The following is a 12,924-nucleotide window of genomic DNA, read 5'->3' on the forward strand; positions in this document are numbered from 1 at the left end:
CAGCCCCTGGTTTTGCAAGAGCGAGCGCTTCGCACTCGAGCGGGAGCAAGCTCCCTCGCCACAAAATGCTCCTTAGCCACCGAGACATGCCGCATGCATAACCCCTGCGCCGTCATCCCGGTCTACAACCACGAAACCGCCATCTCGGCGGTGGTCACGGCGTTGCTCGCCAACGGCCTGCCCTGTGTGCTGGTGGATGACGCCAGCAGCCCGGCGTGTGCCGCGGTGCTGGAACGGTTGGCCGAAGGCGAGCAGGTGCATCTCCTCAGGCTGGCCGTCAACCAGGGCAAGGGCGGTGCAGTGATGGCCGGCCTGCGCGAAGCCTCGCGCCTGGGTTTCAGCCATGCGCTGCAGGTGGACGCCGACGGACAGCACGATCTTGGCGACGTGAAGACGTTCATCGAGCAATCCCGGGCCCACCCGGACGCGGTGATCTGCGGGTATCCGCACTACGACGCCAGCGTGCCGAAAGGCCGCCTGTATGCGCGCTACCTCACCCACGTCATGGTCTGGATCAACAGCCTGTCCCTGCAAATCCGCGACTCGATGTGCGGCTTTCGGGTCTATCCCTTGGCACCGACCCTGGCCGTGATCGACTCGGCCAACATCGGCAAGCGCATGGATTTCGACTCGGACATCCTCGTGCGCCTGGCCTGGCGCAATCAGCCGATGCACTGGCTGCACACCCGGGTCCATTACCCCCAGGATGGGGTTTCGCACTTTCGCCTGTTTCACGACAACGTGCTGATTTCCAGCATGCACACCCGGTTGTTCTTCGGCATGCTGGTGCGCTTTCCCCTGATTCTCTGGCGACGGTGGCGGGCATGAGTCTTCAGGCAGACAAACAACATTGGGCCGACCGCCAGGAGCGCGGCAGTTACTGGCTGATGAAACTCACCGCCCTCGCCGCCAAGGTGCTCGGCCGGCGCTTGCTGACGCCGGTGCTGTACGGCATCGTCCTGTACTTCTTCATTTTCGGTCGTAGCGCCCGGCAGGCAGCCTGGCAATACCAGCAACGCCTGGCCGACTGGAGCGCACGTCCCGAATTGCGCCCGACCCGCTGGCGGGTGTTCGGGCAGTTCATGGCCTTTGCCGATTCCCTGCTCGATAAACTCGACGTCTGGAACGGTAAGCTGAGCATCGACCAGATCGAAATCGTCGACCCGGCGCTGTTGCGCAATCATCTGCGCGATGCCCGCGGACAAATGCTGGTGGGCGCGCACCTGGGCAACCTGGAGATGTGCCGGGCCCTGGCCGAGCTGGGCGAGAAAGTCACCATGAACGTGCTGGTGCACACCAAGCACGCCGAGCAGTTCAACCGCTTGTTGGGCGAAGCCGGCGCCACGCACCTGCGGCTGATCCAGGTCAGCGAACTGGACCCGGTGATCATGTTGCAGCTGAGCGAACGCCTGGAGCGCGGCGAATGGCTGGCGATTGCCGGCGACCGCGTGCCGCTGCACGGCGGGCGCAGCGTGACCGTGGATTTCATGGGTCACCCGGCGGCATTCCCGCAAGGCCCCTGGCTGCTGGCCGGCCTGCTCAAATGCCCGGTCAACCTGCTGATGTGCCTCAAGCACGAGGGGCGCTATCGCGTCACCCTCGAACCCTTCGCCGATGCCGTGACGTGGAAGCGCAACGAGCGTGAGCAAGTGATCGCCCACTGGGCCGCCCGCTACGCCGAACGCCTGGCGCAGTACTGCCTCCAGGGCCCGCAACAGTGGTTCAACTTTTACCCTTTCTGGAAGACCGATGACGATGCCCACTCTTGAGCCGGTAACCTTCGGCGAACGCCCCTTGCGCATTGAAGACGTGCTGGCCCTGGCCAACCGTCAGGCACCGACGCAGTTGCAAGATGACCCGGCGTTCCGCCTGCGCATCGCCAAGGGTGCGCAATTCCTCGATTCCCTGCTGGACAAGGAAGGCGTGATCTATGGCGTGACCACCGGTTACGGCGACTCTTGCGTGGTGGCCGTGCCGCTGCACCACGTCGAGGCCCTGCCCCGTCACCTGTACACGTTCCACGGCTGCGGCTTGGGCAAGCTGCTCGACGCCCAGGCCACTCGCGCCGTGCTCGCGGCGCGTTTGCAGTCGCTGTGCCACGGCGTGTCGGGGGTGCGGGTGGAACTGCTGGAACGCCTCCAGGCCTTTCTCGAACACGACATCCTGCCGCTGATTCCGGAAGAAGGTTCGGTGGGCGCCAGCGGCGATTTGACGCCGCTGTCCTACGTCGCCGCCACGCTTTCCGGCGAACGGGAGGTCATGTTCCGTGGCGAGCGCCGCCTGGCCGCCGACGTGCACCGTGAACTGGGCTGGACGCCGCTGGTGCTGCGGCCCAAGGAAGCCCTGGCGCTGATGAACGGCACCGCGGTGATGACCGGCCTGGCCTGCCTGGCCTTCGCCCGCGCCGACTACCTGCTGCAACTGGCGACCCGCATCACCGCGCTGAACGTGGTCGCCCTGCAAGGCAACCCGGAACACTTCGATGAACGCCTGTTCGCCGCCAAACCACATCCGGGGCAGATGCAAGTCGCCGCGTGGCTGCGCAAGGACCTGGCAATCGACGCGCCGACCGCGCCACTGCATCGCCTGCAAGATCGCTATTCCCTGCGCTGCGCCCCCCATGTGCTCGGGGTATTGGCCGACAGCCTGGGCTGGCTGCGCGGGTTCATCGAAACCGAACTCAACAGCGCCAACGACAACCCGATCATCGACGCCGAAGCCGAGCGCGTGCTCCATGGCGGGCATTTCTACGGCGGGCATATCGCCTTCGCCATGGACAGCCTGAAGAACCTGGTGGCCAACGTCGCCGACCTGCTGGACCGGCAACTCGCGCTGCTGGTGGACGAGCGCTACAACCATGGCCTGCCGAGCAACCTTTCCGGCGCCAGTGCCGAGCGAGCGATGCTCAACCACGGCTTCAAGGCCGTGCAGATCGGCACCAGCGCCTGGACCGCCGAAGCCCTGAAAAACACCATGCCGGCCAGCGTGTTCTCGCGCTCCACCGAGTGTCACAACCAGGACAAGGTGAGCATGGGCACCATCGCCGCCCGGGATGCGATCCGCGTGCTGGAACTGACCGAACAAGTGGCCGCCGCCACCTTGCTCGCCGCCAACCAGGGCGTCTGGCTGCGCAGCCGGGCCGAAGACGCACGTCCACTGCCACCGGCCCTGGCCGCCATGCACCAGCAACTGGCCGAGGATTTCCCGCCGGTCATCGAAGACCGCGCCCTGGAAGGCGAACTGCGCCTGTGCCTGCAACGCATCGCCGAGCAACACTGGAGGCTGCATGCGTAGCCAAGGTGTTTTGCACGTCGACACGCAGATCGTGGTGCCATTTTTCGACGTCGATTCAATGAACGTGGTCTGGCACGGCCATTACGTCAAATACCTGGAAGTGGCCCGCTGTGCCCTGCTCGACCTGATCGGCCACAACTACAATGACATGCTCGAATCGGGGCATGCGTGGCCGGTGATCGACCTGCAGTTGCGCTACGTACGCGGTGCCGTGTTCGGCCAGGCCCTGACCGTGCGCGCCAGCCTGGTGGAGTGGGAAAACCGGCTGAAGATCAATTACCTGATCAGTGACGCCGCGACAGGCGAACGCTTCACCCGGGCCAGTTCAGTGCAAGTGGCCGTGGACATGGCCACTCGCGAGATGCTGCTGGCCTCGCCACGGGTCTTTGTCGAAGCCGTCGAGAGGAAACTGTCATGAAGCGCCTGTTCATCTGGCTGCTGCTGTGCAGCCTGTCGCCGCTGGCCCAGGCGTTCGATCTACAGCGATTAAGTGACCAACTGGCCCGCCCGGAGGTGATCCACGGCCAGTTCATCCAGGAAAAACACCTGCGCGCCCTGCCCCAGCCCCTCACCAGCAAGGGCCGCTTCGTGCTGGCGAAAAACCACGGGCTGCTGTGGTTGCTGCAGACCCCACTGCAACAGGACTACCGCATCACCGCCCAGGGCATCGCCCGGCGGGACGGCAATGCCTGGCAAATGCTGCCGAACAAGAGTGCCGGCGCCGAGCAGAACCGGTTGTTCCTGGCGGTATTGCAGGGCGACAGCAGTGGCCTGCAACGGGATTTCGAGCTGAGCCTGTCGGGCGAGCCGCAGCAGTGGAAGCTCACCTTGACCCCGCGCTCGGTGCTGCTCAAGCAAGTCTTCAACCAGATCAACATTGACGGCGGCGAACTGGTCCAGCGCATCGAATTGCTGGAAACCCAGGGCGACAGCACCGTGCTGCGCATGCTGGACGCTACCGCCGCGCAACCTTTGAGCGAAGCGGAGCAACATGATTTTGCCGAGTGAACGGATGCTGCCCCGGCTGTTCCTGATCCTGCTGCTGGCGGTGCTCGCGCTCGCCGGCTGGCAATGGCGCAACGGCGCGCCGCTGTCGGCCAACCTCATGGAGCTGGTGCCGGGCACATCGCCCGACGCCCTGGAACTGATCGCCGAGCAGCGCATGCAGGAGCCGCTCAACCGCGAGGTGCTGGTGCTGGTCGGCCATACCGATCGCCAGCAAGCCATCGCCCTGGCGCAAACCCTGGGCGAGCAATGGCAGGCCAGCGGCCTGTTCGACAAGGTGCAGTGGACGCTGCAGGCCGACGTGCCGGCGCTGCGCACGCAACTGCTCAACGGCCGGCTGGCGATGCTCTCGGCGGCGGACCGGGAGCAATTGATCGAGCAGCCCCAGGCGTTCATCCAGCAGCGGGTGCAGGCCTTGTTCGATCCGTTCAGCGGTTTCAGCCTGGTGCCGAACCAGGACGATTGGCTGGGCCTGACCGGGCGTATCCAGAACAGCCAGCCACAACGCGGCGCGATCCAATTCGACATCGGCAGCGGTGCATTGGTCGCCGATGCCGAGGGTAAAAGCTGGGTGATGCTGCGGGCCCGCGCCCAGGGCAACGCGTTCGACATGAACCTGCCGCTGCAAGTGGCCGAACTGCTGCAACGCAGCCGCGACCAGGCGAGCCAGGCCCAAGGGCAATTGCTGGCCGCCAGTGGCCTGCTGTACGCCGCCAGCGGCCAGCAACAGGCGTCGCGGGAAATCACCTGGGTCGGCGGTGGCGCTACCATCGGCATCCTGCTGTTGCTGTTGCTGGCTTTCCGGCGCTTGCGCGTGTGGCTGGCGTTCGTGCCGGTGCTGGTCGGCATGCTGTTCGGCGCGGTGGCGTGCGTGGCGTTGTTCGGACGCATGCATGTGATGACGTTGGTGCTGGGTTCGAGCCTGATCGGTGTCGCGGTGGATTACCCGCTGCACTACCTGTCCAAGAGCTGGAGCCTCAAGCCGTGGCGCAGCTGGCCGGCCTTGCGCCTGACCCTGCCGGGGCTGAGCCTGAGCCTGGCGACCACCTGCATCGGCTACCTCGCCCTGGCCTGGACGCCGTTCCCGGCCCTGACCCAGATCGCGATATTCTCCGCCGCCGGGCTGGTCGGCGCCTACTTGACCGCGGTCTGCCTGTTGCCGGCGCTGCTCAAAGGCGCAGACCTGCGTCCGGCCCAGTGGCCGCTGCGGCTGTGCGAATGCCTGCTCCAGATCCGCCAAGCGTTATTGGCAAGGGTGCCCACGCCGGTGCTGCTGGTGCTGTTGCTGAGCTTCTGCGCGGGCGGCCTCTGGCACCTGACCACGAAAAACGACATCCGCCAATGGATCGGCACGCCCCAGCACCTCACCGACGAAGCCCGCGACATCGCGCGCATCACCGGCTTTCAGCCCACCAGCCAGTTCTTCCTGATCCGCGCCGATGATCAGCCCCAACTGTTGGAGCGCCAGACCGCCCTCAACGAGCGACTGGACCAGTTGATCGCCCTGGAAAAACTCCAAGGCTACCTGTCACTGAACCAACTGATAAGCCCGCCCGCCGACCAGCAGAAAGTGCGCCAAGCACTGGCCCGATTGCCGGACTTCTGGCAACCGCTGCTTGACCTGGGCGTGCCGCTCGCCGCACTGCAAGGGGAGCTGGCGCAATTGCAGGCCTTGCCGGTGACAGACATCGATGCCGCGCTGGCCGGCCCCCTGGCCGAGCCGTACCGCACACTCTGGCTCGGCCCCACGGCGCAAGGCGTGGCCGCCATGATCAGCCTGCAAGGCTTGAACGATGCCGCGCTGCTGCGCGTGCAAGCCTTGGACCTGCCGGGTGTGCAACTGGTGGATCGCCTGGGTGACCTGAACCGGGTCTTCGCCGCCACGCAGGTCAGCGCCGCCGAGTTGAAACTGGCCTCCTGCGTGCTGATTGTGCTGCTGCTGATCTGGCCTTTCGGGGTTAGCGCGGCCTTGCGCATCGTTGCCCTGCCGTTGCTGGCCGCGCTATGCAGCCTGGCGAGCCTCGGCTGGCTGGGACAACCACTGACGTTGTTCAGCCTGTTCGGCCTGTTGCTGGTGACGGCCATCGGCGTCGATTACGCGATCCTGATGCGCGAACAGATCGGCGGTGCCGCCGTGAGCCTGCTGGGCACCCTGCTGGCAGCGGTCACCACCTGGCTGTCGTTCGGCCTGCTGGCATTGTCCAGCACACCTGCGGTGAGTAACTTCGGCCTGGCGGTGAGCCTGGGGCTGGCCTTCAGTTTCATGCTGGCGCCGTGGGTCGGGCGCCAGGAACACCCTATACCTGCTCAAGAAGATCAACGATGACCCAGGATATTCAAGGAATCCCCATGCCTGTCACTGAAACGGAATATCGCCAGGTCGTCATCATCGGTGCCGGCCCCTCCGGTGCCATCGCCGCCGCCCTGCTCAAGCGCAAGGGCCACGATGTGCTGGTCATCGAGCGCCAGCTATTTCCACGGTTCTCCATCGGTGAGAGCCTGTTGTCCCATTGCCTGGATTTCGTTGAAGAAGCCGGCATGCTCGACGCGGTGAATGCCGCCGGCTTCCAGCGCAAGAACGGCGCCGCGTTTGCCTGGGGCGAACGCTACAGCGCCTTCGATTTTGGCGAGACCTTCAGCAACGGCAAGCCCACGACTTTCCAGGTGCAACGCGCCGACTTCGACAAGTTGCTGGCCGACCAGGCCGCCCTGCAAGGCGTGGAAATCCGCTACGGCCAAGCGATCACCAGCGCCGACTTCAGCCTCGCCAAGCCACGCCTGGGCGTGCAGCGCGAAGACGGCAGCGAGTACCGTGTCGAAGCCGACTTCGTGCTCGATGCCAGCGGCTATGGCCGCGTCCTGCCGCGCCTGCTGGACCTTGAGGCGCCGTCGAACTTCCCGGTGCGCCAGGCCGTGTTCACCCACATCGAGGATCGCATCGACGCCCCGGCGTTCGACCGGGAAAAAATCCTCATCACCACCCACCCGAGCAAACGCGACGTGTGGTTCTGGACCATTCCGTTCAGCGGCGGACGCTGCTCGGTGGGCGTGGTCGCGGCGGCGGAACATTTCGCCGGCCGCACCGACGACCTCGATGCGTGCCTGCGTGGTTTCATCGACGAAACCCCGAGCCTGGCCGGCGTGCTGCAGAACGCGGTGTGGGACACTCCGGCGCGGACCATCGGCGGCTACTCGGCCAACGTCAAGACCCTGCACGGCCCCGGCTTTGCCCTGTTGGGCAACGCCGCGGAATTCCTCGACCCGGTGTTCTCCTCCGGCGTGACCATTGCCATGCGGTCGGCGAGCATGGCCGCCGACGTGCTCCACCGTCAGCTGCAAGGGGAAAGCGTGGATTGGCAAAGTGAATTCGCCGAACCGCTCAAGCGCGGCGTCGATACCTTCCGCTGCTACGTCGAAGGCTGGTACGCCGGGACGTTCCAGGACGTGATTTTCTACACTGAAGGCTCTGACGACATCCGCCGCATGATCAGCTCGATCCTGGCCGGCTACGCCTGGGATCAGCGCAACCCGTTCGTCAGTGAACCCAAGCGGCGCCTGCGCATGCTCTCGGAAATCTGCGCGAGCCCGGCGCCGAGCCAGCAACCATGAGCTACCTGAGCGACAACTACGTCGAAGAAACCCGCTTCGGCTTCTGGTTCCTGCGCAGCCACACCTGGCAGCACCATGTGTTGCGCGTGGCGATCAACGACCTGCGCAGCCTGTTCAGCACCGCGCTGCCGGCCAACCCGGTACTGCTGGACGCCGGCTGCGGCCAGGGCAAGTCGTTCCAGTACCTGCGCCAGGCGTTCGCACCACAAAGCCTGATCGGCGTGGATGCCGACCCCCACAGCCTCGACCTGAGCCGGGAGGAAGCCGCGCGCCAGGGCATGGCCGTGGAGCTGATCGGCAGCGACTGCGCGACCTTGGCAGTGCCCGACGCCAGCGTCGACCTGCTGTTCTGCCACCAGACGTTCCATCATTTGGTCGAACAGGAAAAAGCCCTCGCCGAGTTCTACCGCGTCCTCAAGCCCGGCGGCTATTTGCTGTTCGCCGAATCCACCGAAGCCTACATCGATACCTGGGTGATCCGCTGGCTGTTCCGCCATCCGATGCACGTGCAGAAAAGTGCCGCGCAGTACCTGCAGATGATCCGCGATCAAGGGTTCCAGTTCGAAGAACGCAACGTGTCCTACCCGTACCTGTGGTGGAGCCGTGCCAAGGATTTCGGCCTGCTGGAGCGCTTCGGTCTACGCCGGCCCAAGCCCTTTGGCGAACGTGAGGAAACCTTGGTCAACGTGGTGGCGCGCAAGCCTTGCGAAGGGGCTGCAGGATGATCCGTGGCCTGTTGATCGCCTGTGTGTTGCTGCTCAGTGCCTGCGCCAGCCAGGCACCACTGCCCGCCCGCACGCCAACCCTGGCACTGCCGATGCAACTGCACGTCGAGCGGACAATGGCCGGCCAGCGTCAGGACTGGTTGCTGGTGGTCCAGCGCGAAGGCAACGGCATCCGTTGGTCGATGATGGACCCGTTGGGCATTCCCCTGGCCCGCCAGCGCCTGGTCGATGGCCAGTGGCAGGCCGACGGTCTGCTGCCCCCCAATGCCGAGGCCCGGGAGTTGTTCGCCGCCCTGCTGTTCGCCCTGACGCCTGAGGTCGAGCTGCCCGGCAACTACCCGGCGGCGCGACAACAGGCCTCGCAACGGAGCCTCGAGAATCGTTGGCAGGTGCGCTACATACAACCGCTGGATTTTGAAATGAGCCTGCCCCAAGGCCTGCGCTACCGCATCACATCGTTGACCGAGAACGCCCCATGACTCATGCCGATCAGCCAAGTGGCTACCACGGGAAAACACATAAACCGTGGCGAGGGAGCTTGCTCCCGCTGGGTCGGTCCGACGCCTCGGGCGCAGCAGCCCCAAAACAGGGCCGCTTCGCGCCCCAGCGGGAGCAAGCTCCCTCGCCACAGGATTATTGCTCGGCTTTATTTCTCTTACTGACTGGCATTAGCCCATGACCGCCTATTTGAATGCCCTCGGGGTGATCTGCGCCCTGGGTCGCGACAAACACACCGTCGCGCGCAACCTGTTTGCCGGAGACTGCTCGGGCGTGCGCAGCGAGGCTGGCTGGGTGGCCGAACGGGCCTTGCCGGTCGCCGCGGTGCCCGGTGAACTCGCGTCCATCCCCCCGGCCCTGGCAGCGCAACGCAGCCGCAACAATCAACTGCTGCTGGAGGCAGGGCTGCAAATCCGCGCCGAGATCGACCAGGCCATCCAGGCCTACGGTCGCGCCCGCATCGGCATCGTCCTGGGCACCAGCACGTCGGGTATCGATGAGGCCAGCCAGGGCATCGCCCATTACCTGCGCGAGCAACGCTTCCCTGACGGCTATGACTACCAGCAACAGGAGCTCAGCGCGCCGGCCAACTTTCTTTCCGACTGGCTCGGCCTCAGTGGCCCGTCCTACGTGATTTCCACGGCCTGCACCTCCAGCGCCCGCGCCTTGATGAGCGCCCGGCGCCTGTTGGACCTGGGCCTGTGCGATGCCGTGCTGTGCGGTGGCGTGGACAGCTTATGCAAATTGACCCTCAACGGTTTTTCCGCACTGGAGGCGGTGTCGAACGAGCGCTGCAATCCGTTCTCGGTGAACCGCAGCGGCATCAACATCGGCGAAGCAGCGGTGCTGTTTCTCATGAGCAAGACGCCAGGCGAGGGTGTACCGATTGCCTTGCTCGGCGACGGCGCCAGTTCCGATGCCCACCATATTTCCGCGCCTGAGCCCAGCGGTCGCGGCGCGCGCCAGGCCATGGAAAAAGCCCTGCGCTGCGCCGGCCTCGACGCCAGCCAGATCGATTACCTGAACCTGCACGGCACGGCCACGCAACACAATGACGCCATGGAAAGCCAGGCCGTGGCCGGGCTGTTTCCGGCGGGCGTGCCCTGCTCGTCCACCAAGCCCATGACCGGCCATACCCTCGGTGCGGCAGGGGCGTTGGAAGCGGCGTTCTGCTGGCTGGCCCTGAGCACCGAAAACACCGCCCTGGCCCTGCCGCCGCATGTCTGGGACGGCCAGGCCGATCCTGCCCTGCCGGCGCTGGACTGGGTCACCATCCACACCCGCCTGGACCCGGCCACCCCGCGTCGCCTGATGAGCAACTCATTTGCCTTCGGCGGCAACAACGTCAGCCTGATTATCGGAGACGCCCCATGATTGACTGGCCGCTCGCCGAACTGCTGCCCCATGCCGGCGACATGATCCTCATCGACCGGATCCTGTCGTTCGATGACGAACAGATCCACACCCACGCCACCGTCACGTCCGGCGGCTTGTTCAACCGCGACGACGGTGCACTGCCGGCCTGGGTCGGCATCGAGTTGATGGCCCAGAGTGTCGCGGCGTTTGCCGGTTGCCACGCACGCCAACGCGGCGATGCCGTGGCGCTGGGTTTTCTGCTCGGCACCCGCAAGTTCGAATGCAACGTCGACTGTTTTCCCCTTGGCACCGAGCTGAGCATCCATGGCGTGCGCTCCCTGGAAGACGACAACGGCATGGGCGTGTTCGAATGCCACATCCACGCGCCAGGCATCCATGCCACGGCCCGGCTCAATGTCTTCCGTCCGCCCCAGGCCGCCCATTACCTTCATGAACCGCCCGCAACAGGAAACCCGTCATGACTGAATCCGTACTGGTCACCGGCTCCAGCCGTGGCATCGGTCGCGCGATCGCCCTGCGCCTGGCCCAGGCTGGGCATGACATCGTGCTGCACTGCCGCAGCGGCCGCGCCGAGGCCGAAACGGTCCAGGCCCAAATCCAGGCCCTGGGCCGCAACGCCCGGGTGCTGCAATTCGACGTGGCCGACCGCGCCGCCTGCAAGGCCGTTCTCGAAGCCGACGTGGAAACCCACGGCGCCTATTACGGCGTGGTGCTCAATGCCGGCCTGACCCGCGATGGCGCCTTCCCGGCCCTGAGCGAGGACGACTGGGATGTGGTGATGCGCACCAACCTCGACGGTTTCTACAACGTGCTGCATCCGGTGATGATGCCGATGATCCGTCGCCGCGCCGCCGGGCGGATCGTCTGCATCACCTCGGTTTCCGGGCTGATCGGCAATCGTGGCCAGGTCAACTACAGTGCCTCGAAGGCTGGGTTGATCGGCGCAGCCAAGGCATTGGCAATCGAGTTGGGCAAGCGCAAGATCACCGTCAATTGCGTCGCGCCGGGGTTGATCGACACTGCCATGCTCGATGAAAACGTACCCGTGGAAGAACTGATGAAAATGATCCCCGCCCAGCGCATGGGCACCCCGGAAGAAGTGGCGGGCGCGGTGAACTTCCTGATGTCCGCCGAAGCCGGCTACATCACCCGGCAGGTCCTGGCCGTCAACGGAGGCTTGTGCTGATGAAGCGCGTCGTCGTCACCGGCATGGCCGGCATCACGTCCATAGGCAGCGACTGGGACACCATCGCCGCCAACTTCGCCGCCAACCGCAGCGGCATCCGGCGCATGGATGAGTGGGACCGTTTCACCGAACTGAACACCCGCCTGGCCGGGCCCATCGACGACTTCCAGGTTCCGGCCCACTGGACCCGCAAGCAACTGCGCAGCATGGGCCGGGTCTCGCGCCTGGCGGTGGGCGCGGCGGAACAGGCCCTGGCCGATGCCGGCCTGCTGGGCGACGAATCGATCAAGGACGGGCGCATGGGCGTGTCCTGCGGTTCGTCCACCGGCAGCACCGACGAGATCAAGGCGTTCGGCAACATGCTGCTCAACAGCGTGGCCGAAGGGTTGAACGCCAACTCCTACGTGCGAATGATGCCCCACACCACGGCGGCCAACATCAGCATCTTCTTCGGACTGACCGGACGCCTGATCCCGACGTCCAGTGCCTGCACCAGCGGCAGCCATGGCATCGGCTATGCCTACGAAGCCATCAAGTTCGGCCGCCTGCCGTTGATGCTCGCCGGCGGCGCGGAAGAACTGTGCCCGACCGAAGCGATGGTCTTCGATGCGCTCTATGCCACCAGCCTGAAAAACGATGCGCCGCAAACCAGCCCGCGGCCCTACGACAAAGGTCGCGATGGCCTGGTGATCGGCGAAGGCGCCGGCATGCTCGTGCTGGAAGAACTGGAGCACGCCCTGGCCCGGGGCGCACGGATTCACGCCGAGATCGTCGGCTTTGGCAGCAACGCCGACGGCCAGCACGCCACCCGCCCCGAACTGATCACCATGCGCCGGGCCATGGAACTGGCCTTGGAAGACGCCGGCCTCGAACCCTCGGCCATTGGCTACGTCAATGGCCATGGCACCGCCACCGAACAGGGCGACATTGCCGAAACCCAGGCCACGAGCAGCCTGTTTGGCGAACACATGCCCATCAGCTCGCAGAAGAGCTTCCTCGGCCACACCCTGGGCGCCTGCGGAGCGCTGGAGTCCTGGTTCAGCATCGAAATGCTGAACCGCGACCTCTACGTGCACACGTTCAACCTCGATGAAGTCGACCCCCAGTGCGGCCAGCTCGATTACCTGCGCAACGAATTCCGGCCGATGAGCCATGAATACGTGATGAACAACAACTTCGCCTTCGGAGGGGTCAACACCTCGCTGATTTTCCGCCGCTGGCACTGAATAA

Annotated in this window: 13 protein-coding genes; all 13 read left to right on the plus strand. The window is 65.2% G+C overall.

Translation table 11 applies throughout. From position 1 onward, the window contains the following. The first annotated feature begins 93 nt into the window (after nucleotides 1-93). The 13 genes from J3P88_RS27870 to J3P88_RS27930 all read left to right on the plus strand — a co-directional run bounded on the left by J3P88_RS27870 (nucleotide 94) and on the right by J3P88_RS27930 (nucleotide 12,920). Nucleotides 94-828 (plus strand): glycosyltransferase family 2 protein, encoded by a 735-nt coding sequence (locus J3P88_RS27870; RefSeq protein WP_434572824.1) that lies wholly within the window; start codon nucleotides 94-96, stop codon nucleotides 826-828. After that, nucleotides 825-1,769, plus strand: coding sequence for a glycosyl transferase (locus J3P88_RS27875; RefSeq protein ID WP_186706048.1), 945 nt, complete (start codon nucleotides 825-827; stop codon nucleotides 1,767-1,769). Before J3P88_RS27870 ends, J3P88_RS27875 begins: the two co-directional genes overlap by 4 nt. Beyond that, on the plus strand, nucleotides 1,750-3,294 hold the full coding sequence (locus tag J3P88_RS27880; protein ID WP_186729472.1) for an HAL/PAL/TAL family ammonia-lyase: 1,545 nt from the start codon (nucleotides 1,750-1,752) through the stop codon (nucleotides 3,292-3,294). Before J3P88_RS27875 ends, J3P88_RS27880 begins: the two co-directional genes overlap by 20 nt. Continuing rightward, nucleotides 3,287-3,712 (plus strand): acyl-CoA thioesterase, encoded by a 426-nt coding sequence (locus J3P88_RS27885; protein WP_186706050.1) that lies wholly within the window; start codon nucleotides 3,287-3,289, stop codon nucleotides 3,710-3,712. Before J3P88_RS27880 ends, J3P88_RS27885 begins: the two co-directional genes overlap by 8 nt. Continuing rightward, a complete protein-coding gene (locus J3P88_RS27890; RefSeq protein ID WP_434572827.1) occupies nucleotides 3,709-4,302 on the plus strand; it encodes a LolA family protein in 594 nt (197 codons plus the stop codon). The genes J3P88_RS27885 and J3P88_RS27890 overlap by 4 nt, the downstream gene beginning before the upstream one ends. Then, complete coding sequence (locus tag J3P88_RS27895) at nucleotides 4,286-6,625, plus strand: MMPL family transporter (RefSeq protein WP_434572829.1); 2,340 nt, start codon at nucleotides 4,286-4,288, stop codon at nucleotides 6,623-6,625. Before J3P88_RS27890 ends, J3P88_RS27895 begins: the two co-directional genes overlap by 17 nt. Nucleotides 6,626-6,648: 23 nt before the next feature. Continuing rightward, nucleotides 6,649-7,908 (plus strand): NAD(P)/FAD-dependent oxidoreductase, encoded by a 1,260-nt coding sequence (locus J3P88_RS27900; protein WP_434572831.1) that lies wholly within the window; start codon nucleotides 6,649-6,651, stop codon nucleotides 7,906-7,908. Further along, complete coding sequence (locus J3P88_RS27905) at nucleotides 7,905-8,633, plus strand: class I SAM-dependent methyltransferase (RefSeq protein ID WP_434572833.1); 729 nt, start codon at nucleotides 7,905-7,907, stop codon at nucleotides 8,631-8,633. The genes J3P88_RS27900 and J3P88_RS27905 overlap by 4 nt, the downstream gene beginning before the upstream one ends. Then, nucleotides 8,630-9,112, plus strand: coding sequence for a DUF3261 domain-containing protein (locus tag J3P88_RS27910; RefSeq protein WP_434572835.1), 483 nt, complete (start codon nucleotides 8,630-8,632; stop codon nucleotides 9,110-9,112). The genes J3P88_RS27905 and J3P88_RS27910 overlap by 4 nt, the downstream gene beginning before the upstream one ends. A gap of 196 nt (nucleotides 9,113-9,308) precedes the next feature. Continuing rightward, nucleotides 9,309-10,505: a beta-ketoacyl-[acyl-carrier-protein] synthase family protein gene (locus J3P88_RS27915; protein WP_434572836.1), complete on the plus strand. Its 1,197-nt coding sequence runs from the start codon at nucleotides 9,309-9,311 to the stop codon at nucleotides 10,503-10,505. Continuing rightward, nucleotides 10,502-10,969: an ApeP family dehydratase gene (locus J3P88_RS27920; protein WP_186706057.1), complete on the plus strand. Its 468-nt coding sequence runs from the start codon at nucleotides 10,502-10,504 to the stop codon at nucleotides 10,967-10,969. The genes J3P88_RS27915 and J3P88_RS27920 overlap by 4 nt, the downstream gene beginning before the upstream one ends. Continuing rightward, nucleotides 10,966-11,694 carry a 3-oxoacyl-ACP reductase FabG gene (fabG, locus tag J3P88_RS27925; RefSeq protein ID WP_186706058.1) on the plus strand — a complete coding sequence of 243 codons (729 nt, stop codon included), beginning with the start codon at nucleotides 10,966-10,968 and terminating at the stop codon, nucleotides 11,692-11,694. Before J3P88_RS27920 ends, fabG begins: the two co-directional genes overlap by 4 nt. Beyond that, a complete protein-coding gene (locus tag J3P88_RS27930) occupies nucleotides 11,694-12,920 on the plus strand; it encodes a beta-ketoacyl-ACP synthase (RefSeq protein WP_434572839.1) in 1,227 nt (408 codons plus the stop codon). The genes fabG and J3P88_RS27930 overlap by 1 nt, the downstream gene beginning before the upstream one ends. The last annotated feature ends 4 nt before the right edge of the window (nucleotides 12,921-12,924 follow it).

The organism is Pseudomonas sp. Z3-6, assembly GCF_051131985.1.
Classification (GTDB): Bacteria; Pseudomonadota; Gammaproteobacteria; order Pseudomonadales; family Pseudomonadaceae; genus Aquipseudomonas; species Aquipseudomonas zanjanensis.